Annotated in this window: 19 protein-coding genes; 6 read left to right on the forward strand and 13 right to left on the reverse strand. The window is 73.5% G+C overall.

Translation table 11 applies throughout. The features are described from left to right. Positions 1-2 precede the first annotated feature (2 nt). Entirely contained in the window at positions 3-833 is an 831-nt protein-coding gene (locus ACWEN6_RS14635; protein ID WP_452570653.1) for a cellulose binding domain-containing protein, read from the reverse strand. A gap of 166 nt (positions 834-999) precedes the next feature. After that, positions 1,000-2,496: an MFS transporter gene (locus tag ACWEN6_RS14640; protein WP_452570654.1), complete on the reverse strand. Its 1,497-nt coding sequence runs from the start codon at positions 2,494-2,496 to the stop codon at positions 1,000-1,002. Between the two features lie 414 nt (positions 2,497-2,910). Between ACWEN6_RS14640 and ACWEN6_RS14645 the strand changes: the two genes are divergently transcribed. Next, positions 2,911-3,909: a Gfo/Idh/MocA family protein gene (locus ACWEN6_RS14645; RefSeq protein WP_452570655.1), complete on the forward strand. Its 999-nt coding sequence runs from the start codon at positions 2,911-2,913 to the stop codon at positions 3,907-3,909. A gap of 31 nt (positions 3,910-3,940) precedes the next feature. After that, on the forward strand, positions 3,941-6,349 hold the full coding sequence (gene hypF / locus ACWEN6_RS14650; RefSeq protein WP_452570656.1) for a carbamoyltransferase HypF: 2,409 nt from the start codon (positions 3,941-3,943) through the stop codon (positions 6,347-6,349). 54 nt (positions 6,350-6,403) lie between these two features. Here hypF and ACWEN6_RS14655 read toward each other — a convergent pair whose 3' ends face one another. Continuing rightward, complete coding sequence (locus ACWEN6_RS14655) at positions 6,404-7,117, reverse strand: lysophospholipid acyltransferase family protein (protein ID WP_354843380.1); 714 nt, start codon at positions 7,115-7,117, stop codon at positions 6,404-6,406. Positions 7,118-7,306: 189 nt separating this feature from the next. Between ACWEN6_RS14655 and ACWEN6_RS14660 the strand changes: the two genes are divergently transcribed. Beyond that, a complete protein-coding gene (locus ACWEN6_RS14660; RefSeq protein WP_354843383.1) occupies positions 7,307-8,068 on the forward strand; it encodes an alpha/beta hydrolase in 762 nt (253 codons plus the stop codon). 150 nt (positions 8,069-8,218) lie between these two features. Then, on the forward strand, positions 8,219-8,671 hold the full coding sequence (locus ACWEN6_RS14665; RefSeq protein WP_452570657.1) for a hypothetical protein: 453 nt from the start codon (positions 8,219-8,221) through the stop codon (positions 8,669-8,671). 34 nt (positions 8,672-8,705) lie between these two features. On the opposite strand, the gene ACWEN6_RS14670 is transcribed toward ACWEN6_RS14665, so the two are convergent. The 7 genes from ACWEN6_RS14670 to ACWEN6_RS14700 all read right to left on the reverse strand — a co-directional run bounded on the left by ACWEN6_RS14670 (position 8,706) and on the right by ACWEN6_RS14700 (position 14,994). Continuing rightward, positions 8,706-9,899, reverse strand: a complete 1,194-nt coding sequence (locus ACWEN6_RS14670; protein WP_452570658.1) for a hypothetical protein — start codon at positions 9,897-9,899, stop codon at positions 8,706-8,708. Positions 9,900-9,992: 93 nt separating this feature from the next. Continuing rightward, a complete protein-coding gene (locus ACWEN6_RS14675; protein ID WP_452570659.1) occupies positions 9,993-10,802 on the reverse strand; it encodes an endonuclease/exonuclease/phosphatase family protein in 810 nt (269 codons plus the stop codon). A 23-nt stretch (positions 10,803-10,825) separates the two neighbouring features. Continuing rightward, positions 10,826-11,770, reverse strand: a complete 945-nt coding sequence (locus ACWEN6_RS14680; RefSeq protein ID WP_354843394.1) for an ROK family glucokinase — start codon at positions 11,768-11,770, stop codon at positions 10,826-10,828. Positions 11,771-11,786: 16 nt separating this feature from the next. Beyond that, the gene (locus ACWEN6_RS14685; protein ID WP_452570660.1) at positions 11,787-12,476 is read right to left on the reverse strand and encodes a hypothetical protein; all 690 of its coding nucleotides are present in this window, start codon (positions 12,474-12,476) and stop codon (positions 11,787-11,789) included. Next, positions 12,476-13,660 (reverse strand): ArsA family ATPase, encoded by a 1,185-nt coding sequence (locus ACWEN6_RS14690; RefSeq protein ID WP_452570661.1) that lies wholly within the window; start codon positions 13,658-13,660, stop codon positions 12,476-12,478. The genes ACWEN6_RS14685 and ACWEN6_RS14690 overlap by 1 nt, the downstream gene beginning before the upstream one ends. Beyond that, complete coding sequence (locus ACWEN6_RS14695; RefSeq protein WP_452570662.1) at positions 13,657-14,094, reverse strand: SRPBCC family protein; 438 nt, start codon at positions 14,092-14,094, stop codon at positions 13,657-13,659. Before ACWEN6_RS14695 ends, ACWEN6_RS14690 begins: the two co-directional genes overlap by 4 nt. A 132-nt stretch (positions 14,095-14,226) precedes the next feature. Continuing rightward, positions 14,227-14,994 (reverse strand): metallophosphoesterase family protein, encoded by a 768-nt coding sequence (locus ACWEN6_RS14700; protein WP_452570663.1) that lies wholly within the window; start codon positions 14,992-14,994, stop codon positions 14,227-14,229. A gap of 247 nt (positions 14,995-15,241) precedes the next feature. Here ACWEN6_RS14700 and ACWEN6_RS14705 point away from each other — a divergent pair, with 247 nt between their 5' ends. Both ACWEN6_RS14705 and ACWEN6_RS14710 read left to right on the forward strand, forming a co-directional pair. Continuing rightward, positions 15,242-17,041, forward strand: a complete 1,800-nt coding sequence (locus ACWEN6_RS14705) for an AMP-dependent synthetase/ligase (protein WP_452570664.1) — start codon at positions 15,242-15,244, stop codon at positions 17,039-17,041. 116 nt (positions 17,042-17,157) lie between these two features. After that, positions 17,158-21,405, forward strand: coding sequence for a HAMP domain-containing protein (locus tag ACWEN6_RS14710; protein WP_452570665.1), 4,248 nt, complete (start codon positions 17,158-17,160; stop codon positions 21,403-21,405). A 64-nt stretch (positions 21,406-21,469) separates the two neighbouring features. Here the strand turns inward: ACWEN6_RS14710 and ACWEN6_RS14715 are convergent, their stop codons facing one another. The 3 genes from ACWEN6_RS14715 to ACWEN6_RS14725 all read right to left on the reverse strand — a co-directional run bounded on the left by ACWEN6_RS14715 (position 21,470) and on the right by ACWEN6_RS14725 (position 26,581). After that, complete coding sequence (locus ACWEN6_RS14715) at positions 21,470-23,854, reverse strand: ATP-binding protein (RefSeq protein WP_452570666.1); 2,385 nt, start codon at positions 23,852-23,854, stop codon at positions 21,470-21,472. A gap of 103 nt (positions 23,855-23,957) precedes the next feature. Next, positions 23,958-25,127 carry a glycosyltransferase family 4 protein gene (locus ACWEN6_RS14720; RefSeq protein ID WP_452570667.1) on the reverse strand — a complete coding sequence of 390 codons (1,170 nt, stop codon included), beginning with the start codon at positions 25,125-25,127 and terminating at the stop codon, positions 23,958-23,960. Then, positions 25,124-26,581 carry a M48 family metallopeptidase gene (locus ACWEN6_RS14725; protein WP_452570668.1) on the reverse strand — a complete coding sequence of 486 codons (1,458 nt, stop codon included), beginning with the start codon at positions 26,579-26,581 and terminating at the stop codon, positions 25,124-25,126. The genes ACWEN6_RS14720 and ACWEN6_RS14725 overlap by 4 nt, the downstream gene beginning before the upstream one ends. Between the last annotated feature and the right edge of the window lie 7 nt (positions 26,582-26,588).

Raw genomic sequence — 26,588 nt, forward strand, 5'->3', positions numbered from 1 at the left:
GGCTATCGGCGCGGGCCGTAGGTGGAGGAGCAGTAGACGCCGTTCACGCCGTAGTAGAGGGGGACGGGGGTGGCGCCGGTGTGCGCGGCGGTGAAGCCGAGCCGCACCGATCCGCCGGGCGCGATGACCTTGTTCCAGGCCAGGTTGCGGGCGGTGAAGAAGGAGTCGGTGCGGCTCCACACCGCCGAGTGGCCCGAAGTGAGGCGCGGAGCGGGCTCCTGCCACCTGATGGACAGCGTCCAGCCGTCGATCGGGGCCGTGCCGGTGTTCTTGAGCGTGATCCAGGCGTTCTGGCCCGTTCGCCACGCGACGAACTCGTAGGTCACGTCGCACGCGAGGCTCGGCGGCGTCGGGGTGTGGCTCGGGGTGGCCGTCGGCGAGGGGAGCCCGCCGCGGGCGAGGGCCACGAACGGGTCGGAGGGCACACTCTGGTTGCCCGCCGCGTCCCTGGCGATCACGATGTAGGTGTAGGTCCTCCCGATGACCACGTCGTTATCGCCGAAGGCCGGAAACGAGGACGTCCCGACCTGGACGTACCCGGTGTCCCCCTGCCGGTAGACGTCGTAGGCGACGACCCCGACGTCGTCGGTGGACGGCGTCCAGCAGAAGAGCACGTACAAGGTGTCGGAGGAGCAGGGCTCGTGAAGACCGGTCGGCTTCGACGGCGGCGTGGTGTCGGCGGCGGCCCGCGCGGCGGACGCGGCGCCCGAGCCGGACGCCGGGCTCGCCGGGGCGGCGGCGTACGCCCCGGAGACGGCGGTCAGAGCGAGGGCGAGCGACGCGACGGCCGAAGCCGCCCACCTACCCCATGAACATGGTGCGCGGAGTCCCATCCGATCCCTCCAGCGATGCACGACGGCGACGACCTCTCCCTGCGAGCATCGAACGCCTGGCGCGCCCCGAGAAGGGACCCTCGCTCCCCGCGCCCGGATGCGCTGGTCGTGCATGAAGCTTTCATCCGGGACGCCGGTCACCGCGACGCGGCACGAGCCTGGGGGCTCAGCCGGTGGAGCGGGCGAGGGAGCCGGTCACCGGGTCGCCGCCGGGGCGGCCGGGGCGTGGCCGTCCGGGGATGAAGTAGGTGATCGCGGCGCCCAGGAGGGACACCCCGCAGGCGATCAGCAGGGCGACCTGGAGGCCGCGCAGGGAGGGCAGCGTGTACGGGCCGGCCGCCGCCAGGGTCATGTGGGCCAGCACGACGCTGGTAACCGCGCTCGAGGCCGAGGTGCCGATCGAGCGCATCAGCGCGTTCAGCCCGTTGGCGGCGGCGGTCTCCGACGCCGGCACCGAGCTCATGATCAGCGCCGGCATCGCGGCGTAGGCCAGGCCGACCCCGGCCGCGATCACCGACCCGCCGATCACGACCTCCCACGCCGAGCGCATCAGGCCCAGCGTGGCCGCGTACCCGGCGGCGATCACCAGTGTGCCGGCCATCAGGGCGACCTTCGGCCCCCACCGCCGCGACACCCGCGCGGACACCGGCGAGAGGAGCATCATCACCAGGCCGCCGGGCGCCAGGCACAGCCCCGCCTCGACCAGCGACAGCCCGAGCCCGTACCCGGTCGCGGGAGGGCTCTGCAGCAGCGTGGGCAGCACCAGCGACATCGCGAACAGCGCGAAGCCGACGACCACCGAGGCCAGGTTGGTCAGCAGGACGGGGCGGCGCGCGGTGGTGCGCAGGTCGACCAGCGGCGCGCGCAGGCGCAGCTCCATCAGGCCCCAGGCGAGCAGGACCGCCACGGCGGCGCCGAACAACCCGAGGGTCGGGGCGCTCGTCCACCCCCAGTCGCCGCCCTTGGTGATGGCCAGCAGCAGGCAGACCAGGCCCACCGTCAGGCCGATGGCGCCCGGGACGTCGAACGTGCCGGCGGCACGTAGCGGCGACTCCGGGACGATCAGCGCGACCAGCAGCAGGTTGACCGCCCCGGCCGCGGCGGCCATCCAGAACAGCGCGTGCCAGTCGGCGTGCTGGGCGATGAAGGCGGCGAGCGGCAGGCCGATGGCGCCGCCCACGCCGAGGGTGGCGCTCATCAGCGCCATCGCCGAGGGGAGCCGCTCGGGCGGCAGTTCGTCCCGCATGATGCTGATGCCGAGCGGGATCACCCCGATGGCGCACCCCTGGAGCACCCGCCCGGCGACCACCGGGATGAGCCCCTCCGACAGCGCGCAGACGACGGATCCGATGATCATCAGCAGCAGGCTGGCGAGCATGACGCGCCGCTTGCCGTACAGGTCGCCGAGCCTGCCGCTGACCGGGTTGCAGACCGCCGCGGCGAGCAGCGTGGCGGTGATGATCCACGAGGCGTTGGCCGCGGAGGTGTGCACGAGGCGCGGCAGGTCGGGGATGAGCGGCACGACGATGGTCTGCATCAGCGACACGACGATGCCGCAGAACGCCAGCACCGCCACCACCACGCCCGGCGCCCGCACCCGGGAGCCGGGCTCCGCTCCGTCCTCCCTCTTTGGAGGGCCGCTCTCCGAAGCCGAACCGCTCATGAACCGTCCCCGATCATTGATCACTGAAAGTGTGCACAAGCACGATACATACCCGTTGATCACGATCTTTTCCCGCCTCGTCCCCCGCCCGCGCACCCCCGCGATCAGCGGAGGATGGGGCGCGAACCCGCCGTTTCCACGGCGCCGCCGCACCCCCGCGTCTCCCCGGCGGCGGGCCGCCGGAGTTCGCGCGTGTGATAGACGTACGAGACCTGGCGCACGCCGTGCCGGCACGTTCCGATGACCGCCGGCCATTGGCGCCCGTGCGCCCACCGGACGAGCCGCCACCGACCGGCGAGGTGTTCCAGGCGCCCCGCCGCCCGCCCGCCACAGGACCACCGACCACCGACCACCGCACCAGACCGCCGGCACGCCGTGAGGCGTGCGGCGCGGATCACACCAAGGAGGAACATCGTGCTGTCATGGGGTATCGCCGCCACCGGCGGAATCGCGCGCACCGTCGGGAAGGTGATCGCCGCCGAACCCGGCATGCGCGTCGCCGCCGTCGGGTCGCGCGACCTCGGCCGGGCGTCCGCGCTCGCCGCCGAACTGGGCGCGCCGCGCGCGTACGGCTCGCACGCCGAGCTGGTGCTCGACCCGGACGTCGACGTCGTGTACGTGGCGACGCCGCACTCGCACCACCTGCCGGTGGCCGAGCTGGCCATCGCCGCGGGCAAGGCCGTGCTGTGCGAGAAGCCGCTCGCGCTGAACGCCGCCGAGGCCGAGCGCATGGTCAAGCTCGCCCGCGACGCCGGGGTCTTCCTGATGGAGGCCATGTGGATGCGGTTCAACCCGCTGGTCCAGCGGCTGCACCGCATGATCGGCGAGGGCGCGCTGGGCACGCCGCGCTCGGTGGCCGCGTCGTTCGGGTTCCCGCTGCCCTACGACCCGGCGCACCGGCTGTGGGATCCGGCGCTCGGCGGCGGGGCCCTGCTCGACCTCGGCATCTATCCGATGGGGCTGGCGCAGCTGCTGCTGGGCGAGCCCGACGCCATGGACGTCACCGGTTCGCTGTCGGCCGGCGGGGTCGACGCGGAGGCGGGGCTGCTGCTGTCGTGGAACGGCGGGGCGCGGGCGCTGCTGGACACCTCGCTGCTCAGCCCGCTGTCCAACGCGGCCACGGTGACCGGCACCCTGATGCGCGCCGAGCTGGAGGCGCCGTTCTACGCCACCCGGCGCATGCTGCTGCACGGCCCGTCCCGCGAGCCCGAGGAGCACCTCATCGCCGAGTCCGACAACGGCTACGCGGGCGAGATCAGGGAGGTCCGCGACGCGCTCGCCGAGGGCCGCACCGAAAGTGCGATCATGCCGCTGGATGACTCCCTCGCCATGGCCCGCCTGCTGGACCGGGCGCGCGAGCACGTCTCCCGGTCCGCCGCGCCGCCGTCCGACATGGCCGCCGAGGTTCGTTGATCAGCCGGTCGACGAGGCCGAGACTGATCATGTGAGGTCCTGTGTCCGCGCCGAGGTCCGTGTCGACGGTGTCGTCCAGGGGGTGGGATTCCGCCCCTTCGTCCACCGGCTCGCCACCGATCTCGGCCTGCGCGGAATGGTCGGCAACGACGAGCGCGGCGTGTTCATCGAGGTGGAGGGCGCCTCGGGCGCCGTCGCCGCGTTCGTGCGCGCGGTGCGCGAGCGGCCGCCGCCGCTGGCGGTGGTCGACCGGGTCACCTCGCGCGAGATCCCGGCCACCGGCGAGCCGGGGTTCGGCATCGTCCCGAGCACCGGCGCCGGGCGGGGCCGCGCCCTGATCTCGCCCGATGTCGCCACCTGCGACGATTGCCTGCGCGAGCTGGCCGACCCGGCCGACCGCCGGTTCGGCTACCCGTTCGTCAACTGCACCGCCTGCGGCCCGCGGTTCACGATCGTGCTGTCCTCGCCCTACGACCGCGCGGGCACCACGATGGCGTCCTTCCCGATGTGCGAGGCGTGCGCCGCGGAGTACCACGACCCGGCGAGCCGGCGCTTCCACGCCCAGCCGGTGTGCTGCCCGGCGTGCGGCCCCCGCCTGCGGCTGGTGGACGCCGCGTCCCGCGAGATCCCGGGCGACCCCTTCGCCCGGGCCGCGACCCTGCTGCGGCGCGGGCTGGTGCTGGCCGTCAAGGGCATCGGCGGGTACCACCTGGCGGTGCGGGCCGGCGACGGGCGGGCGGTGGCCGAGCTGCGCGCCCGCAAACGCCGCGAGGACCGGCCGTTCGCGCTCATGGCGGCCGACCTGGACGCGGCGCGGCGGCTGTGCGACGTCGGCCCGGAGGAGGAACGGCTGCTGACCGGCCGGCAGCGGCCCATCGTGCTGCTCGGCCGCCGCCCGGACGCGGCGCTCGTCCCCGCCGTCGCCCCGGGAGCCCGCTCGCTCGGCGTGATGCTCCCCTACTCCCCGCTGCACCACCTGCTGCTGCGCCGCTTCCCCGAGCCGATCGTGCTGACCAGCGGCAACCTGTCCGACGAGCCGATCGCCTACACCGACGAGGCGGCGTTCGAGCGCCTGCGCGGCATCGCCGACGCCTTCCTGACCCACGACCGGCCCATCCACACGCGCACGGACGACTCGGTCGTCAGGGTATTCCGCGGCCGGGAGCTGCCGCTCCGCCGGTCGCGCGGCCACGTCCCCTCCCCGCTGCCGCTCGCCCGGGGACCGCGCCGGCCGGTGCTCGGGTGCGGCGCCGAGCTGAAGCACACCTTCTGCCTGGCCGAGGGCGGCCGGGCGTTCATGTCGCACCACATCGGCGACCTGGAGAACTACGAGACTCTGCGGTCGTTCGTCGAGGGCGTGCGCCACTTCGAGCGGCTGTTCGGCATCCGTCCCGCGGTGGTGGCGCACGACCTGCACCCGGAGTACCTGTCCACCAAGTACGCGCTGGACCGCGAGGACGCCGAGCGGGTGGGCGTGCAGCACCATCACGCGCACATCGCCTCGTGCCTGGCCGACAACGGCGCGGAGGGGCCGGTGATCGGGGTGGCCTTCGACGGCCTGGGGTACGGCGCGGACGGCACGCTGTGGGGCGGGGAGTTCCTGGTCGCCGGCCTGGCCGGGTTCCGGCGGGCCGGCCATCTGGCGGCGGTGCCGCTGCCCGGGGGCGCCGCGGCGGTCCGGCAGCCCTGGCGGATGGCCGCGGCCTACCTCGGCGGGGGCGCGCCGCGCTCGCTCGGCGTCCGGGCGCGCAACGCGGCACTGTGGGACGCCGTGGTGACCATGGCGGGGCACGGGGTGAACGCACCGCTGACCTCGAGCGCGGGGCGGCTGTTCGACGCGGTGGCGGCGATCGTCACCGGCCGCGACGCGGTGACCTACGAGGGACAGGCCGCCGTCGAGCTGGAACAGCTCGCCGATCCCCGCGAACGCGGCGCCTACCCCTGCCGCCTGCTCACCGCCCCCGCACCGGCGCGGGCTCCGGCATCACCGCGCGCTCCCGCGCCGGCGCACGCCGCCACGCCGGCGCGCGCCCTCGCGCCCACGACCGCCCTCGCGCCGACGGGCGATCCCGCCCTGGCGGAGGTACCGGAACCGTCCGGCGGCTTCGCGGCGGAGGGACGCGACCTGGTCGAGGCGGCGCTTGCGGACGTGCTGGCCGGGGTGGCGGCCCCGGTGGTCTCCGCGCGGTTCCACAACGGCCTCGCCCGGCTGATCCTCTCCGGCTGCCTGCGGGTGCGCGAGGACACCGGGCTGACGGCGGTGGCGCTGTCCGGCGGCGTGTTCCAGAACGTGCTGCTGCTGGAGCGGGCGTGCGCCCTGCTGGAGGACCACGGGTTCACGGTGCTGACGCACCGCCGGGTGCCGCCCAACGACGGGGGGATCAGCCTCGGCCAGGTCGCGGTGGCCGCCGCCCGGCAGCGGCACTCCGGCGAGACGTGACCCCCGCCGGGCGCCCCGGAAGCCGCGGTGAGCGGCCGGCGGGCGTGGCGGTCCTCAGGGGGCCGGGGTGGAGCCGGACTTCCTGGCGGCGCGGGCCATCTCGACCTTGGCGCTGGCGGCGTACTTGTCGACGTACTCCTGGCCCGACAGCTCCATGAGCGCGTACATGATCTCGTCGGTGACGGCGCGCAGGACCAGGCGGTCCTCCTCCATGCCGTAGTAGCGGGAGAAGTCCAGCGGCTTGCCGTACCTCACGCCCGGGCGGATGCCGAGCTTGGGGAACGGCCGGCCGGTGGGCATCATCTCGAAGGTGTTGACCATCGCCCAGGGGATCACCGGCACGCGCGACTCCAGTGCCAGGCGGGCCACGCCGGTCTTGCCCTTGTAGAGGCGGCCGTCCGGCGAGCGGGTGCCCTCGGGGTAGATGCCGAGGATGTGGCCCTCGCGCAGGACGCGCAGCCCCGTGCGCAGCGCGGCCTCGCTGGCCTTGCCGCCGGAGCGGTCGATGGGCACCGTGCCGACGCCGGTGAAGAACGCCCGGCTCATCAGCCCCTTCACGCCGCGTCCGGTGAAGTACTCGGCCTTGCCGAGCGAGATGACCTTGCGGGGAAGCGGGAGGGCGCCGAAGAAGTGGTCGGCGAAGGACAGGTGGTTGCCCGCGAGGATGACCGGACCCTCTTTGGGGACGTGGTCGGTGCCCTCCGACCAGGGGCGGAACACCAGATGAAGGAACGGAGCGAGAATGGCCTTCACCACCCAGTAGAACACTCGGGCACTCCTTCTCCGGCTCACGCGGTCGCGACACGCCCGTCTCACAGGCGTGGCGTCATCTTCGCATGCCCACGGCACACCACCTACACCTCGCCGTGCGCCGTCCGCGACACCCTGGCTCGCGGATCTCGCGGGCGGGCCCCGAACATGCGACGATCAGGCGAGCCGCACCAGGAGGGAACCATCATGCCGCTCATGCCCGGTTCCGAGCCGTACGAGCACGAGGGTGGCGAGGTCGGGGTGCTGCTCTGCCACGGCTTCACCGGGACGCCGCAGTCGCTTCGCCCATGGGCGAAGCACCTGGCGGCGGCCGGCCTGACCGTCTCGCTGCCCCGCCTTCCCGGGCACGGGACGACCTGGCAGGAGATGAACCGCACGCGGTGGGAAGACTGGTACGCCGAGCTGGAGCGGGCCTTCGAGAACCTCAGGGGCCGCTGCGCCGAGGTGTTCGTCATGGGGCTGTCCATGGGCGGGTGCATGGCGCTGCGGCTGGCGGAGGTCCACGGCCGGGCCGTGCGGGGCGTGGTGGTGGTCAACCCCTCCATCGTCAACGACGTGCCCCTGCTGAAGCTGGCCCCGGTGCTGAAGTTCGTGGTGTCCTCGGTCGCCGGGGTGGCCAACGACATCAAGCGCGAGGGGGTGACCGAGCTGGGCTACACCCGCACGCCGGTCAGGGCGGCGGCCACGCTGCCCAAGCTGTGGTCGCTGGTGCAGTCGGAGCTCGGCCGCGTCACCCAGCCGGTGCTGGTCTACCACAGCCCTGAGGACCACGTGGTGAAGCCGGCCAGTGTCGAGTTGTTGCGCAAAGTGCTCGGCGCGAACCTGACCGTGCGCGAATGCGCCGACAGTTACCACGTCGCCACACTGGACAACGATGCGCCTCTGATATTCGAGGGGAGCCTGGACTTCATCAGGGCCCACGCGTCGGTACCCTTGCAGAGAGACTGATCCGGCCCCCTGCCCCGGCCCGCGTCAGGCGGCGAGACGTGGCGGCGGCCCCGAGCGATGCGATCCAGGAGCCACCCACCGAGCAACGGTCAGCAGCACGAGCAATCCAGCGAGCGCGCCCATGAGCATTGGAACGAATCGAAGTGACCGGTGACGCCACAGAGCGATGAGGACGAGGTCTGGCGTCAGATCGTCGCCTCCTTCAACGAGACCGCCGAACCGACCTCGGGCGCGCAGCCGTGGCCGGATCGTGAGAACGTCCCCGTCGACGAGGTCCCCCAGGCGGTGAAGGCCGAGGTCCCCGCGGAGGTTCGTGAGGACGAGCGGGACGACGCCGTCGCCGAGGACGACGACGGCGACCATTACGTTCCCCCGCCCCCTCCCCCGCTGCCGAAGATGGACTCCGGCACCAAGATCGCCTGGCTGGCGCTCTTCGGCGGCCCGGCCTATCTCCTGCTGGCCGCGCTCCTGTCGTGGCCGATGGAGGGGTGGATCATCTTCGCCGCCATCTCGGCGTTCATCGGCGGCTTCGTCGCGCTGATCGTCCGCATGGGCGACGGCTCACCGCCCGACTCCGGCTGGGACGACGGCGCGGTCATCTGAGCGGCCCCTGCCAGGTGGTGCCGCGCGGCGCCGGTCACCGCGCCGTGGGAGCACCGTTGGTGCGGGCCGGCGCGGCGGCGTCGCTCTTGGCCTCCGCGGGCTGGAAGCGCTCGATCACGTCGGTGTAGCGGTCGGCCGCGTCCACGACGTGCCCGACGGCCATGGTGAGGTCGCCGACGTGGGTGACCGCCTGCAGGCGAATCGTGCGCGGCCGGGCGGACTCCTCGCCGCGGACGACCCGCCAGCCGGACCCACCGCGCAGCAGATAGGCCTCGCCCGGGTGCGCGGGGTCGAACCCCGACACCCAGAAGTGGCCCTTGCCGTCGCCGGTGACGCCGTAGAGCTCGGCGTAGCGGTCGGGCGCCTCGGCCCGCCGCCAGCGCTTGCCGTTCCACTCGAGGATCAGCGGGGAGATCTTGCCGCCGTCGTGGTAGACCCCGCCCACGGCGACGGCCTTCTTCGGCCCTTCCATGGAGACGTCGCGCAGGTAGCCGCCGGCGATCGAGGGTGTGGGGACGGTCTTCCACGCGCCGTCCGACAGCCGCATGACCAGCGGCTGGGACCCGCCGTCGCCGACCGCCCAGCCGTCGCCCTTGCGGGTCAGCGCGACCCCGTACAGCATGCCCTTGCTCTTGCCCTTGACGGTGGTCCAGCCCTTGGCCGTGGAGGTGGCGATCAGCGGCTGGCCGCCGCGTCCGCCCACGGCGACCATGCGGCCCGGGACGGCGTCCACACCGCCGAGCCAGTCGCCCGTGCCGAGCTGCGGCACGCTCACGCGGTCGAACACCGAGCCGTCGCCGCGCACCACGTAGGGCAGGCCGTCGTGGCCCTCGCCGACCGCCCAGATCTCGCGCGGCGTGGCCGCGGCCACCGACCTCAGGTGACCGGCGCTGGAGGCGTCGTTGCGGATGCCCACCTCGGTCCAGGCGGCACCGTCCCAGTGGGTGATGACGCCGCGGTTCTGCCAGGCCTCCCAGACGTCCTCCTGGCCGACGGCCCAGATGTCGGTCTTGGACAGCCCTGCCACGTCGGACAGCGAGCCGTCGCTCTGGAGCCGCGCGGTGGCCGACTCCTGGAACATGCCGACCGGCCCGCGCTCGGCGGCACGCGGGCGGGGCGGTTCGGCGTGCGCGTGGGCCGCGGGCATGGTGCGGACGAGCGCACCGGTCAGCACTCCGGTCAGCAGCACGCACAACGGCAACGCACGCCTCGGCAGGCGGCGGGACATGACCAAATCGTACGTCTCCCGCCATCCCGCGCGCGGAAGCTACCCGAGTGTTGACCAAACGGTCACCTGAACACAGTCCGCCCGTCGACGCGATCACACCGCCAAGCCCCCGCGACCCCCGCCCCCGGGCCACGGCGGCGCGGTCATCCCCCGGCGTTCGCCACCGGGCCGGGGTGGCGCGCGGTCATCCCGCCAGGGTTCGCCGCCGGGCGGGACCGCGAGGAGCTCGGCCAGGACGGGCAGGTGGTCGGTGGCCGCCCGCAGATCGGCGGCGGCGGCGTCCACGCCCCCGCACGAGCGCACGGCGACGCCGGGCGCGGCCAGCACGGCGTCCAGGCGCTTGCCCGGCCGCCGGGCGGTGAAGGTCAGCCCATCGCCCCGGGGCGCCAAGGGGTAGCAGTCGGCCAGCGTGCGGGTCAGGTAGTCCCAGGTGGGCCCCCCGGGCTGCTCGTTGACGTCGCCGGCGAGCACCAGCGGCGCGCCGAAGCGGCGGGAGACGTCCTGGGCCAAGCCCATGATCTCCACCGCGTGGCAGAGCCGGGCGGCGGCGCGCAGGTCCAGGTGGACCGAGGCGACGGTGAGCGCCACGCCGTCGCGCTCGACCACCGCGATGGCGACCCCGCGCCGTTCGAGCCCGGCGAACGGCCGCAGCAGGTGGCTCTCGGCGTGGACGGCCCGCGTGCCGGGGCCGGCCATCACGGCCACCCCGCCCCAGCGCCGCCCGGTGACGATGCGCAGGCCGGCGGCGCGGGCCAGCCACGCCCGCCTGCGGCGCCATCGCAGCAGGCGGGGGGCCTCCTGGACGCACAGGACGTCGGGCGCCATGGCCCTGACGACCCGCGCCAGAGCGGCGTTGTCGTCGTACATGGAGCGCACGTTGTAGGTGCCGACGCGGATCACCATGGAGCGGCGGCCGGGTGGCGCGGTCAGGGGTGGCGGGCGAGGTCGGCGGCGCCGACCAGGCCGGCGGAGGGCCCGAGCTCGGCGGGGCGGATGTCGGCGTGCGGGCGGTGCTCGCGCCCGGTGAGCGCGCGCCGGAACGCCGCGCGGGCGTGGTCGATCCACAGGTCGGCGGCGCGGGAGACGCCGCCGCCCAGGATGAACCGGCCCGGGTCGAGGACGGCGGCGAGGTCGGCCATGCCCTGGCCGAGCCACTCGGCCATCGTCGAGAACGCCGTGAGCGCCGCGTCGTCGCCGTCCCTGGCCGCCTGGGTGATATGCGTGCCCTCGATGCCGTCCACCGACCCGCCGGCCAGCTCGAGCAGCCGCCGGGCGCGCCCGGGCTCGGCCTCGGCGAGCAGCCGGGCCTCGTGCACCAGGGCGTTGCCGCTGGCGTACTGCTCCCAGCAGCCGAGGTTGCCGCAGCCGCACAGCCGCCCTTCGGGGACGACCTGCATGTGGCCCATCTCGGCGCCCATGCCCCACCGGCCGCGGTACAGGGCGCCGCCGAAGACCAGGCCGCCGCCGATGCCGGTGCCGACGGTCACGCACACCACGTGGCTCTCGCCGCGCCCGGCCCCGAAGCGGTACTCGCCCCAGGCCATCGCGTTGGCGTCGTTCTCCACCACGACAGGGAGGCTCACCCGCTCGGCGACGGCCTTCTGCAAGGGCTCCTCGCGCCAGGCGAGATTAGGAGCGAACCGGACGATCGACCTGGTCTCGTCGACGAACCCCGCCGCTCCCAGCCCGACGGCCTCGACGTCGTGGCGGCCGGCGAGCTCGAGGACGGCCTCGGCGATCGTCTCGGCCACCTTGTCGGGGTCGTCGGCGGGAGTGGGTCGCAGGAGGTTCTCCACGATGTGGCCGTCCTCGTCCACGACCCCGGCGGCGATCTTCGTGCCACCGACGTCAACGCCGATCGTCAGCGCCATTTCTCATCCCTTCACCTCAGCCCAGGTCGATGTGCTGAACCCGGGTGTCCGTGTCGCCGGCGCCCCTCGGCGAGGCCGGTCGCGACACGGCGTCCACCGCTTGGCGGAACGCGGCGAGAAGCTCCCCGCCCGCGGTGATCAGGTGGTCGGTGACGTCGCCGCCGGCCTCGCGGCGGGCTGCCTTGAGCCGGCAGACGGGGCAGGCACGGCAGATGTACTCATCGTCATCGTGCCCCGACACCGCCTCGGCCCACACATCACCGGACGCGCGGCCGGAGCCGCCGCCGAGGGCCTGCCCGAGGCCGTGGCCGAGCCCGGCCACCGAGCCCTTGACCAGCCCCTTGCCGACCTCCCGGCCGACCCGCTGCTGCAGCGCGTCGAAGAGCTTGCGCGCCTCCTCGGCCACCGAGCCCAGCGGGTCGGCGGTCTGGCCGCGCGCGTCGCGGGAGTCGCGCGGCCGGTCGCCTTCGCGCCGCCGGAACCACTCGTCGCGCACGGCGTCGCGCCGCTCGTCCTCGCGCTCTCGCTCACGCTGCTGGAACCACTCGTCCCGCGGCACGGCGCGCGGGCCGGCGTCCTCGCCTCCGGCGGGACGCGGCCGGTCCTCTCCGCCGGGCGCGGCGGGACGCGCCTGCCGGGCGTCGCTGTCGTTCACTTCGATGCCGTCGGCCGGCGTGCCGGCGTCGCGGTCGTTCATCTCGGTCATCAGGCCCCTCCTGCCTCGAACCGTACCCGGAGGCGCCCGTCGAGGAGCACGGCGTCGCTCACGGATCTGCGGGCGAGTGCGGCGGGGAGGGCGAGGACCCTGCGGTAGGAGCCCGCGGTGATGATCAGCTCGTCGCCCTTGCGGGCCAGGCCGACCTCGGACCGGTCGGCGAGGGGCAGCGCGAGGGTGAGCTCGTGGACATCGTCTTTGGAGCGGACGGTCAGCGGCGGCTCGCCGGAGGGCGGCGCGAAGGGGTCGGTGCCGGCGTACAGCCGTTCGGCCAGGCCCGCGAGCGCCTCGGCGCCGACCGGCTCGGCGGGCAGGTAGGGGACGGTGTGGACCGGCAGCGGCGCGAACGACTCCCCGACGGCCGCCAGATGGCGGGCCTGCGCCGCCACCCAGCCGCTGCGCCAGGCGTCGCCGCCGTCCTCGGGGAACACCCGGTTGGCCACGACGCCGTCGACGCGGTAGCCGTACAGGCTGAGAGAGGTGAAGGTGCGCCGCGCCTCGGCGACGACGACCGCCTCGGGGGTCAGCACCAGGCGGACCGAGGCGCCGCCGCCGCTGAGCAGCTCGCGCACCCCCATGAGTCCGGCGTGCAGCCGCTCGCCGGCGCTGACGACGGCGTCCTCGGGCAGGCTGAGCCGGGCGACGTGCCGGACGAGCGGGGCCAGGGCGCGCAGCAGCCGGCGGCCGGCGGGGAGCAGGCGGTGGACATGCCAGTCGAGAGCCTCGGGAAGGGCCAGCAGCCTCAGGGTCTCGGCGGTGGGGGCGCAGTCGACGACCACCACGTCCCACCGGCCGGTGCGCACCTGGTCGCACAGCTCGAGCAGGGCGATGACCTCCTCGGCGCCCGGCAGCACCGTGAGCTCCTCGGAGGTGACCCCGTCCAGGCCGAGCTCGGCGAGCAGGCCCCGCGCGTACTCGCGCAGCTCGCCCCAGTGGCGCTCCAGCGCCCGCTGGGTGTCGACCTGCTGCAGGTACAGGCCGGGCTCGACCTCCGACGGCTCGCCCGAGCCGGGCACGCCGAGGGCGTCGGCCAGGGAGTGGGCGGTGTCGGTGGAGACCACGAGCGTCTTGCGCCCCCGGCGGGCGGCGAGCGTGGCGGTGGCCGCGGCGACGGTGGTCTTGCCCACTCCTCCCTTGCCGGTGAAGAGCAGGATGCGCGGCGCCTCGGCGCTCATCGGCCCTCAACGCGCTTCTTCAGACCCTTCAGAGCGGTGTCGACGATGACCTTCTCGGCCTTGCGCTTGATCATGCCGATCATCGGCACCTTGAGGTCCACGGCCAGCTCGTAGGTCACCTCGGTGGCCTCGCCCGCGCCGGCGAGGCGGTAGCTGCCGGTCAGCCCGGACAGCATCTTGCCGGACTCGACCATCTCCCAGTCGACGGCCTGGTCGCCGTGCCAGCGGTAGCCGAGGGTGTACTCGTCGGTGATCACCCCCGCGTCCAGGGCGAACCGGACGGTGTCGGGGCGGCCGTCCTCGCCCACGGACAGGACCTCGGCGGACCTCACCTGACCGGCCCACTCGGGGTAGGCGGCGAAGTCGGCGATGACGGCCGTGATCGCCGCCGGGGCGGCGCCGATCGTGATGCTGGACGTGGTGCGATCAGCCATGGGCTTACCGTACTCGTTCGCCGTTCCCGAGCGAACGCCCGAGGGTGTGATCTTCGCGGCCGCCGGGAACGCTCCCGCCCGGCGGCGCCCGGAAGCGGGACGGCGCCCCTTTCAAGGGAGCCGTCGCGCCGGTCACAGGTCGAGGGCGAAGGGGTGCCCCCGGCCGCGGAAGTGGCCGACGTTCACGCACTCGGTGCGGCCGATGCGCGTGCGCCCGGCCAGCGGCTGGTGCACGTGCCCGAACAGGGCGTACCGGGGCTGGGTCGCCCTGATCGCCTCCAGCGTGGCCTCGCTCCCCCGCTCGAAGCGACGCGCCACCACGTCGTACAGCAGGTCGGGCACCGCGGGCGGGATGTGGCAGCACAGCACGTCGACCGCGCCGACCGCCTCGACCTTGCGGGCGAACTCCTCGTCGTCGACCTCGTTCGGGGTGCGGTAGCGCGTGCGCAGGCCTCCGCCGACGAACCCGAAGGTGAGCCCGCCGATCTCGGCGGTCTGGCCGTCGAGCACGTGGTGGCCTTCCCTGAGGTGCTCGCCCCACAGACGGGGCACGTCGACGTTGCCGTAGGTGAGGTAGGCGGGCGTCGGCATGGCGGCGAAGATGCGGGCGTACTGCGCGCGGACCGCCCGCTCGATGTGCTCGCGCGGCTCGCCTCCGAGCGCCTCCCACAGGCGGGCCGACATGCCGCGCGCCTCGTCGAAGCGGCCGGCCGTGCGCAGCGCGATGAACTCGGTGGCGCGCTCGTGGCCGAACAGCTCGGCGAAGATGCCCTGGGAGTGGTCGGCGTAGTCGACGAACAGCAGCAGGTCGCCGAGGCAGACCAGCGCGTCGGCGCCGTCGGCCGCGCGGGCGAGGGCGTCGATGCGCCCGTGGACGTCGCTGACGACATGGACCCGCATGACGCACATAGTAAACGGGGCGCCCCCGGGCCGGCCGCCGCGTGGGGGGCCGCCGCATGGGGGGCCGGCCCGGGGGCGCGGGCGACACGCCGGACGCGCCGTGCGGGCACCGGGCCCGGGGCCGCGGCCCTGATAGCGTGGTCAGGCCCTTCGGAACGCTGTCTACCGCACCGTCGGCCCGACGCGATAGCGTCCAGGGCGACCACCGGGAAACACAGCCTCCCGGCATGCGTTCGAAGGAGTGACCGTGCGCGAGTACAGCGTTCCCGTGCTGGTGGACGTCCCGCTGTCGGACAACTGCGCCGACATCGTCTTCGAGCGAGGCGAGCAGGAACCGGGCACGGTGGTGATCAACCGTAAGTCCGGCGAGTCCTGGACGCCCGTCACCGCCGCCGAGCTGCGCGACCAGGTCGCGGGCGTGGCCAGGGGGCTCATCGACGCCGGCGTCGAGCCGGGCGACCGGGTGGCGCTGATGTCGCGCACCCGCTACGAGTGGACGGTCGTCGACTACGCCATCTGGGCCGCGGGCGGGGTCAGCGTGCCCATCTACGAGACCTCCTCCCCCGAGCAGGTGCGCTGGATCCTCACCGACAGCGGCGCCAAGGCCGTCATCGTCGAGTCCGAGGCGCACGAGCGCACGGTCCGCGAGGCGCTTTCCGGCATCGCCGGGGAGCCGTCGGTGTGGTGCCTGGACAACGGCGCGCTCGCCGAGCTGACCGCGGGCGGCGCGGATGTCTCCGAGGAGACGCTCAAGGAGCGCCGGCTGGCGCGGGGCGGCCTCGACCTGGCCACCCTCATCTACACCTCCGGCACGACCGGGCAGCCGAAAGGCTGCCGCCTCACCCACGACAACCTGCTGTTCACCGCGCGCAACGTGGCCAGGGGTCCACTGGAGGCACTGTTCGAGCTCGACGGCCGGGCCGCGCTGCTGTTCCTGCCGCTGGCCCACAGCCTGGCCCGCATCATCGAGATCGTCCTGATCGAGACGGCCACCGTCCTCGCCCACACCCCCAACATGAAGAACGTCGCGCCCGACCTGCAGGAGTTCAAGCCCACCTTCCTGCTTGGCGTGCCGCGGGTGTTCGAGAAGGTCTACAACGCCGCCGAGCAGAAGGCCTCCTCCAGCGGCGCGCTCACCGGCAAGATCTTCCACCGGGCGGTGCAGGTCGCGGTGGCGTGGAGCCGCGCCGAGAGCGCCGGCGGGGCGGGCGCGGGCCTGCGGTTGCAGCGCGCGGTGTTCGACCGGCTCGTGTACGCCAAGCTGCGCGCGGCCACCGGCGGCCGGCTCAGCGCCGCGGTGTGCGGCGGCTCGGCTCTTGGCGAGCGGCTCAGCCACTTCTTCAGGGGCGCCGGCATCGAGATCTTCGAGGGCTACGGGCTCACCGAGACCTCGGCCCCATCGGCGGTCAACATTCCCGGCGCCAACAAGATCGGCACGGTCGGCAAGCCGTTCCCCGGCGTGACGATCGCCGTGGCCGACGACGGCGAGGTGCTGGTCAAGGGCCGCCACGTCTTCGACGGCTACTGGAACAACCCCGAGGCGACCGCCGAGGCCATCGACGAGGACGGCTGGTTCCACACCGGCGACGTCGGCTCGCTGGACGCCGACGGCTACCTGCGCATCACCGGCAGGAAGAAGGAGATCATCGTCACCGCCGGCGGCAAGAACGTCGCCCCGGCCCCCATGGAGGACCGCATCCGCGCCCACCCGCTGGTCAGCCAGGCCATGGTGATCGGCGACGACCGGCCGTTCGTGGCGGCGCTGGTGACGCTGGACCCCGAGGCCCTCGGGCCGTGGAAGCAGGCCAACGGCAAGTCGGGCGTCTCCGACGCCGACCTGTGCGCCGACCCCGACGTCCTGGCCGCCGTGCAGAAGGCCGTGGACGAGGCGAACATCCTGGTCTCCAAGCCCGAGCAGGTGAAGAAGTTCGCCATCCTCCCCACCGACCTCACCGAGGAGAGCGGTCATCTGACCCCGTCGCTCAAGGTCAAGCGCAACGTGGTCGCGCGCGACTTCGCCAAGGACATCGAGGCCATCTACGGCTGAGCCGGGCACTCGTCGCCGCGTCTGGACCGCTTTGCCCTATCGGGGTTGTTCTCGCTGATGAGGGCCGCTCTATACGATGGTTTGGCCGGGCATTGGACGTGGACTTAAGGGTGGACATGGTTGAGAGCGTCAGCACCGCCAAGCGCGCAAGGACCACCCGCGCGAACGCGGGCGGCCCAGAAGTGGACCTGCGGCAACTGCTGGCGGGCCTGACCGCCGTCCGCGACGGCGACTTCGGGACGCGGCTGCCCGAGGAGGGCGACGGCCTCTACAAGGAGATCGCCACCGTCTTCAACGGCATGGTCGACCAGCTCTCGCTGTTCACCAGCGAGGTGACCCGCGTCGCCCGCGAGGTCGGCACCGAGGGCCAGCTCGGCGGCCAGGCGGCCGTGCCGGGCGTGTACGGCACCTGGAAAGACCTGACCGACTCGGTGAACGCCATGGCGGGCAACCTCACCGACCAGGTGCGCAGCATCGCCCAGGTCACCACCGCGGTCGCCAAGGGCGACCTCTCGCAGAAGATCACCGTCTCGGCGCGCGGCGAGATCCTCGAACTGAAGAACACCATCAACACGATGGTCGACCAGCTGTCCTCCTTCGCCGACGAGGTCACCCGCGTGGCCCGCGAGGTCGGCACCGACGGCCGTCTCGGCGGCCAGGCGCAGGTCACCGAGGTCGCCGGCACCTGGCGCGACCTGACCGACTCGGTGAACTCCATGGCCGGCAACCTCACCGACCAGGTGCGCAACATCTCGCAGGTGGCGACGGCGGTGGCGCGCGGCGACCTGTCGCAGAAGATCACCGTCTCGGCGCGAGGCGAGATCCTCGAACTGAAGAACACGCTGAACACCATGGTCGACCAGCTGTCGTCCTTCGCCGACGAGGTCACCCGCGTGGCCCGCGAGGTCGGCACCGAGGGGCGCCTGGGCGGCCAGGCGGACGTCAAGGGCGTCTCGGGCACCTGGAAGGCGCTCACCGAGTCGGTGAACGTCATGGCCGACAACCTCACCGCCCAGGTGCGCAGCATCGCCGAGGTCACCACGGCGGTCGCCAAGGGCGACCTGTCGCAGAAGATCCGCGTCGACGCGCGCGGCGAGATCCTGGAGCTCAAGGAGACCATCAACACGATGGTCGACCAGCTCTCGGCGTTCGCCGACGAGGTGACCCGCGTGGCCCGCGAGGTCGGCACCGAGGGCAACCTGGGCGGCCAGGCGACCGTGCGCGGCGTGTCGGGCACCTGGAAGGACCTCACCGACAACGTCAACGTGATGGGGTCCAACCTCACCGGCCAGGTGCGCTCGATCGCGCAGGTCGCGACGGCGGTGGCCAGGGGCGACCTGTCGCAGAAGATCACCGTCGAGGCCAAGGGCGAGGTGGCCGCGCTCGCCCAGACGATCAACACGATGGTCGAGACGCTGAGCGCGTTCGCCGACGAGGTGACCCGCGTGGCCCGCGAGGTCGGCACCGAGGGCCAGCTCGGCGGCCAGGCGCGGGTGCCGAACGTCGCCGGCACCTGGAAGGACCTCACCGACAACGTCAACTCCATGGCCAACAACCTGACCAGCCAGGTGCGCAACATCGCCCAGGTCACCACGGCCGTGGCCCAGGGCGACCTGACCAAGAAGATCGACGTCGACGCCCGCGGCGAGATCCTCGAGCTCAAGACCACCATCAACACGATGGTCGACCAGCTGTCCTCCTTCGCCGCCGAGGTCACCCGCGTGGCCCGCGAGGTGGGCAGCGAGGGCCGCCTGGGCGGCCAGGCCGAGGTGGAGGGCGTCTCGGGCACCTGGAAGCGCCTGACCGAGAACGTCAACGAGCTGGCCGGCAACCTCACCCGTCAGGTGCGGGCCATCGCCGAGGTGACCAGCGCGGTGACCTCGGGCGACCTCACCCGCTCGATCACCGTCGACGCCTCCGGCGAGGTCGCCGAGCTCAAGGACAACATCAACTCCATGGTGAAGTCCCTGCGCGAGACCACCAGGGCCAACCAGGAGCAAGACTGGCTGAAGACCAACCTGGCCCGCATCTCCGGCCTGATGCAGGGCCACCGCGACCTGTCGGTGGTCGCCGAGCTGGTCATGAACGAGCTGGCGCCGCTGGTCAGCGCGCAGCACGGCACGTTCCTGCTGGCCGAGGAGACCCCCCGCGGCACCGAACTGCGGCTGGTCGGCGGCTACGGCCACCGGGAGGACTCCCGCCGCTACGCCCTGGGCGACTCCCTGGTCGGGCAGGCGGCGCTGGCCAAGCGCACCATCCTCGTCGAGGACGTCCCGCACGGCTACCTCAAGATCGCCTCAAGTCTGGGCGAGGCGGGGCCGGTGAACCTCATGGTGCTGCCCATCGTCTTCGAGGACCAGGTGCTCGGCGTCATCGAGCTGGCCAGCCTCAACCGCTTCACCCAGATCCACCGCGACTTCCTCGAACTGCTCGTCGAGACCATCGGCGTCAACGTCAACACGATCGTGGCCAACGCCCGCACCGACGCCCTGCTCACCGAGTCGCAGCGGCTGGCCACCGAACTGCAGGTCGGCCAGGAGGAGCTCCAGCGCTCCAACGCCGAGCTGGAGGAGAAGGCCGAGCTGCTCGCCCGGCAGAACCGCGACATCGAGACCAAGAACATCGAGATCGAGCAGGCCAGCCAGGAGCTGGAGGACCGCGCCCAGCAGCTCGCGCTCGCCTCCAAGTACAAGAGCGAGTTCCTGGCCAACATGAGCCACGAACTGCGCACCCCGCTCAACTCGCTGCTCATCCTGGCCCAGCTGCTGGCCCAGAACCCCGCGCGCAACCTCACCGCCAAGCAGGTGGAGTACGCCAACGTCATCCACTCGGCCGGCACCGACCTGCTCCAGCTCATCAATGACATCCTCGACCTGTCCAAGATCGAGGCCGGCAAGATGGACCTCACGCTGGAGCCGTTCCACATCCGCCAGCTTCTGGACTACGTCGAGGCCACCTTCCGGCCGCTGACCACCGAGAAGGGGCTGCGGTTCGACGTGCGGATCGCCCCGGACGTGCCCACCCAGCTGCTGATGGACGAGCAGCGCCTGCGCCAGGTGCTGCGCAACCTGCTGTCCAACGCGGTGAAGTTCACCGAGCGGGGCACCGTCGCGCTTCGCGTCGAGCGCACCACGATGGACCTGCCGAGCGGCGCCGGCCAGGAGGTCCTGGCCTTCCACGTGTCCGACACCGGCATCGGCATCGCCGAGGAGAACCTCTCCCAGATCTTCGACGCCTTCCAGCAGGCCGACGGCACCACCAGCCGCAAGTACGGCGGCACCGGCCTCGGCCTGTCCATCAGCCGCGAGATCGCCACGCTGTTCCACGGCGAGATCCGCGCGGACAGCACGCTCGGCGAGGGCAGCACGTTCAGCCTCTACCTGCCGATGAACGGCTTCTCCGACGAGGAGCCGACGGTCCCCGGCACGGGCCGCCCGGCCCTCCGGCAGGCCGGGCCGGTGGAGGCGGCGGAGCCCGTCGAGTTGCCGGCCCCCTCGCCCCTGCAGGGCGAGGACCTCGACGGCCGTCGCCTGCTGGTCGTCGAGGCGCGGCCGAACGGGCTGCTGTCGCTGCTGGCGCAGAGCGTCGTGGCCGACCTGTCGCAGACCCACGGCCCGGTGCGGGTCACCACGGCGAGCAACCCCGACACCGCCATGGCCGCGCTCACGCGCGACGGCTACCACTGCATCGTGCTCGACCTCGGCATGCCGCAGGACGCCGCGGCGGAGTTCCTGCGCCGGCTGGACGACGACCCGGCGCTGCGGTCGCTGCCGGTGCTCGCCCACCACACCCGCAAGCTCACCCGGCCGCAGGAGAACCTCCTGCAGGGCCGCTCGCGCACCCAGCCGCTGGAGCGCCTGCCCAGCCTGGACGAGCTGCGCGAGCGCATCACGCTGCACCTGTCGGCCGAGGGCCCTGGGGACGTGCTGCCGCTGGTGCAGGCCAGCCCCGAGGAGACGCCCCAGGACGTCGAGAAGGTCGACAGCGGCCTGCTCGGCCGCAAGGTGCTGGTGATCGACGATGACGTGCGCAACGTCTTCGCGCTCACCAACATCCTGGAGCTGCACGGCATGCAGGTGCTCTACGCCGAGAACGGCCGCAAGGGCATCGACGTGCTGATGCGCAACGACGACGTCGACCTGGTGCTGATGGACATCATGATGCCCGAGATGGACGGCTACGCCGCCACGGCCGCGATCCGCGAGATGCCGCGCTTCGCCAACCTGCCGATCATCGCGGTCACCGCCAAGGCCATGCACGGCGACCGCGAGAAGACCCTCTCGTCGGGCGCCAGCGACTACGTCACCAAGCCGGTGGACTCCGAAGAGCTCATCGACCGCATGCAGCGCTGGCTCGAACTCTGACCCCGGGCCCTCAGGCGAAGACCTCAACACGGCAGCGGGCTCCGGTCGCCACGTGACATGGCGTTCAGGTGCCGCTGGTGAGGTGGTTGGCGGCCCAGGAGGCGATGCCGGCGCGGGAGCGGGCGCCGAGTTTGTTCATGATCCGGTCGACGTGCCCCTCGGCGGTCCGCTGGGAGATGACCAGCCGCGCCGCGATCTCCCTGTTCGAGCGGCCCTCGGCGACGAGCGCGGCGACCTGCCGCTCGCGGGGCGTCAGCCGCAGCAGCGAGTCGCCCGGGGCGGAGGGGGCAGGGACGCCGGGAAGGGTGCCGGCCGGGACGCCGGGGCGGGCCGCGCCGCTGGACGGCCGGCGCGTCTCGCCGAGGGCGTAGGCCACGGCGGCGTCGAAGGGGATCTCCGCGGCCCGCCGGCGCGCGGCCTCCACGGTGTCCTTGCCCAGCGTCCGCTCGGCCCGCTCCCGGCAGTGGACGCTCCACCCGCGCAGGGTGCCCCAGCCGAACAGCGGCGCGCCGATCGGCTCCCACATCCTCTCGCTCATGGCGAGCATGAGCGAGGCGGCCTCGGCGTCGCCGTTCGCCATGGCGATCCAGGCCAGGAACTCCACGCAGAACGGGATGCCGAGCCGGTCGGTGATGCGCCGCTTGACGCGCAGCGACTCCCGCGCGTACCTCTCGGCCGACCGCAGGTCGCCGCGGCTCCACCAGGTGACGGCGAGGTTCCACAGGGCCCACGACCGCGTCCAGCACTCTCCGTGGGACTCGCACAGCGCCACGCAGTCCTTGCACAGCGCCATGGCGCGTTCCACGTCGCCGAGCAGGCCGACGACCATGCCGAGCTGGCAGGACACGACGGTGGTCACGGACGTGAGCTCCCCTGTGGCCCGATGGTGGTCCAGCGCCCGCTCCAGGTACACCGCCGCCTCCTCCAGCCGGTCCTGGATCCACATCGCCGTGCCGATCCACTGGGTGGCGTGGGCGAGCGCGGTGTCGTCCCCGAGGCGCCGCGCGAGGTCGGCGCACTCGGTGAGCGCCCCGAGCGCGCGCTGGACGTCGCCCTGCCCGGTGGCCACCCAGCCGTCCACCCACAGCGCCTTGGCGCGCTCGCCGCTGGGCGCGGTGTCCAGGGCCAGCGCCCGGTCCAGCCAGTGGCGGCCGTCCCGGACGGCGGAGCCGATCCAGTACCACCAGAGCGCGCCGGCCATCCGCAGCCCGGTGCGGGCCTCGCCGGGTTCGGTGAGGCAGAACTCCAGCGCCGTCCACACGTCGGGCTCGTCGGCCCGCGTGCGGTCCAGCCAGGCGGGCTGGCGCGGCCCGAACCAGTCGGCCTCGGCCCGCTCGGCCAGGCGCAGGTAGTGGTCGCGGTGCCGGCGGCGCACGGCGGTCTCCTCGCCGCTCTCGGCCAGCCGTTCCTTCCCGTAGTCGCGGATCGTCTCCAGCATGGAGTACCGGACGTGGGCGCCATGGCCGGTGCGGCAGACCACGGACTTGCCGACCAGGCTCGCGATGCCCGACAGCACCTCCTCGCGCGTGAGGCCCGCGCCGGCGCACACATCCTGGACGGCCTCCTGGCCGGCCTGGCCGGCGAACACCGAGAGCCTCGCCCACAGGGTCTGCTCCAGGCCGGTGCACAGGTCGAAGCTCCACCCGATCGCCGCGCGCAGCGTCTGGTGGCGCGGCTGGTCGTCGCGGTATCCGGTGGCCAGCAGGCGGTAGCGGTCCTCCAGCCGGGTCAGCATCTGGTCCACCGACAGCGCCGGCAGCCGCACCGCCGCCAGCTCGATGGCCAGCGGCAGCCCGTCCAGCCGGCGGCACAGCGTGGCCACGGCGTTCTCGTTGCCCTTGTCCACGACGAACCCCGACACCGCGGCCGACGCGCGGTCCTCGAACAGCGCCAGCGCCTCGTACCCGGTGCCGGCGTCCTCGGCACCGGCGGCCGGCTCCTGCGTGCCGGGCAGGGTGAGCGGCAGGACGCGCCAGACGTGCTCCCCGGGCAGCCCGAGCGGTTCGCGGCTGGTGGCCAGCACCCGCAGCCCGGGCGCCGCCCGCAGCAACGCGGCCACCAGGTCGGCGCAGGCCTCGCGCACGTGTTCGCAGTTGTCCAGGACCAGCAGCAGGCGGCGGCCGGCCAGGTGGTCGGCCAGGACCCGCACCGGGTCGCGGGTGGAGACGGTGTCGGGCGCCTCGACCGCCGCGGCCACCGCGCTCGCGACCAGCGAGGCGGTGTGCACCTTGGCCAGTTCGACGAGGCGGACACCGTCGGGGAAGGTCCGCTGGAGCCGGCGGGCGACGTGGAGCGCCAGCCGGGTCTTGCCGACCCCGCCGACGCCCGTGAGCGTGACCAGCCGCCAGCGGCACAGGCATTTCCCGATGTCCGCGGTCGCCTGCCGGCGGCCGACGAAGCTGGTGATCTCGCGGGGCAGGGTCCCCGCCTTCCGCTTTACCGCATGCACTGGCACCACGCCCGCCGGGCCCGAGGGGCTCCTGAGATGGTTCACGGCCATCTGTCGCGCGCAACACGTCATCACGCGCCCACTGTCCGTATTATCCCATATGTCAGGTTCGCGCGGTCGGGGAGCCCGAGCCGTCCAGCAGCTCGGCGAAGCGCTCGGCGACCAGGTCCCAGCGCCACTCGCGCTCGATCCACTCCCGGCCCCGCTCCCCCATGCGCCGGGCGCGCTCCGGGTCGCGCAGCAGCCCCGTCAGGGCCGCCGCCACCTCGGCCGGGTCGCGGCCGTCGACCACCAGCCCGGTCTCCCCGGGCAGGACCGCGTCGGGCGCGCCCCCGGAGGCCCCGGCGACGATCGGCAGCCCGGTCGCGGACGCCTCCAGGTACACGATGCCCAGCCCCTCCACGTCCATGCCGCCAAGGCGCGTGCGGCACGGCATCGCGAACACGTCCCCGGCGTCGTAGTAGGCCGGCAGGCTGCTCCAGGGCACCGACCCGGTGACCACTACCGACCCCGCCAGCCCCCGCTCGCCGATCGCCCGCTCGATCGCCGGACGGGACGGCCCCCCGCCCACCAGCAGCAGGACGGCGTCCGGCACCTCGCACAGCACCGACGGCCAGCAGCGGACCAGCATGTCCTGCCCCTTGCGCGGCACCAGGCGCGACACGCACACGACCACGGGCCGCTCGCCGATGCCCAGCGACGCCCGCACCCCGGCGCCGCCGGACCCGGGACGGAACACACCGGTGTCCACGCCGGGCGTCAGCCGCACGAGCCGGCCGGAGGGCACCACGCGCACCAGCCGCTCACGGGTGTACTCACCCAGGTAGGTGACCACGTCCGCGCGGGCGCCGATGCGCGCGAGCAGGCCGCGCGCCACCGGGACGCCCGCCCAGGCGGCCTCGTGCCCGTGGGTCAGCATGACCACCCGCCGGGCCCCCGCCGCGCGCAGTGCGGGCGCGAGCAGACCGAGCGGGGCGGCCGCGCCGAACACGACGGTGTCGCACCCCTCCGACCGCACCAGGCCGGCCGCCCGCCGCGCCACCTCCGGGACCGGCAGCATCAGCGACCCCGCGTGCCGCACCACGCGGTACGGCTGCCGCGCGTCGAACTCCTCCCACCCGCGCCAGCGCGAGGCGTACACCACCACCGACCCGGGCGGCCGCCGGAGGGCGAGCGCGTGCACGAACGCCTGGATGCCGCCGGGCCGCGGCGGGAAGTCGTTGGTGACGAACAGCGTCCTGGCGTGCCCGGGGCCGTGCCCGTCGGGGATCACGGCTCGGGCAGGCCGTTCAGGCGGGCCCAGGAGCGCGCCAGAGCCAGACGCTGCGGAGCGGTGGGGTGGGAGGCGTACATCAGGTAGTCGAAGCCGCTCGGCGTCAGGTCGGAGATGTTGGTCAGCGCCAGCCGCTTCTGCATCGCGGCGAACGTGGCGGCGTCGCGGGTCAGATCCAGCGCGTGGACGTCGGCCCTGGCCTCGATCCGCCGGCTGACGAGGTTCTCGGCCGGCCCCGACAGCACGGTCGCCAGGCTCATCAGCCCCAGAAGCACGCCGACCGCCCTCGGGTCGGCCACCGAGGCGACGCCCGTGCGCCGCCTGAGCGCGGGCAGGGACACCACCAGGTACAGCAGGCAGGCGCCCGCGGCGGCGCCGAGCGCGCCGACCATCGTCCCGTACAGGACGTCCCCGCGCTTGGCGTGCCCCAGCTCGTGCGCGACGACCAGCCTCACCTCACCGGCCGGGGCGCGCAGCAGCGTGTCGTAGACGACGATGCGGCGGGTGGCGCCGAAGCCGGAGACGTAGGCGTTGAGCGCCGTCGTCCGGCGGGAGGCGTCGGCGACCAGCACGTCCTGGACGGGGACGCCGTCGCGGCGGGCCATGGCGACCAGATCGTCGCGCAGCCGCCCGGCGGGCAGCGGCGTGAAGTCGTTGAACAGCGGCTCGACGACCAGGGGGTAGACGAACGACGCCGCGACGGTGAGCAGGAACGCCCCGGCCGCGGCGGGCGCCCACCAGCGGCGGGGGGCGCGGCGGGCCAGCCAGACCACCGCGAGCACCATGATCGCCATGATCACGGTCTGGACGGCGAAGCTTTTGAGCCGGTCGGCCGACCACGCGGGCCACTGCTGGGTGGACAGGCCGTACGCGCGCAGCCGCGTCTCGTACCACATGCCGAGCGGCCATTTGATCGCCAGGCTCACCGCCGAGAGCGCGACGACGCCGAGCAGGGCGCGCGCCCACCACGGGCCCGGGAGCCGTCCCACCAGCCAGGCGCCCACGGGCGTCAGGACCAGCACGCCCGTGACGGCGAGCGTCACGGCCATCGACAGGTACACCGGCACGTTCACGGCCGCGTCGAAGGCGTCGGCGCGCGCGATCTGCGCCGCGGTGAAGTCGCGCGCGGGATCGGGCGCCACGGCGGGCGCGGAGCCCGGCAGCGGGCGCCACGGCGTGCTCACCGCCACCACGGCGGCCAGCGCCACCCCCAGGACCACCAGCGCGCCCCCCGCCGCCCGCACCCCGCTCACGGCTCCCCCACCACCGGGCAGGACCGAGCCGACGCTCGGACCGTCATCCGCGCCACCGGGCGGCACCGAGCCGATGCCTGGACCGTCACCTGTGCCCGGACCGTCGGATGGGCCCGTGCGGGCGTGCGCGTCCGCGCCGGCGCGTGCCCCGGCGTCGCCCGCCGGGCCGGCCACGCGGCCGGTCTCGTCACTTCGCTCCATGCTCTCC

The organism is Sphaerisporangium sp. NPDC004334, assembly GCF_053602655.1.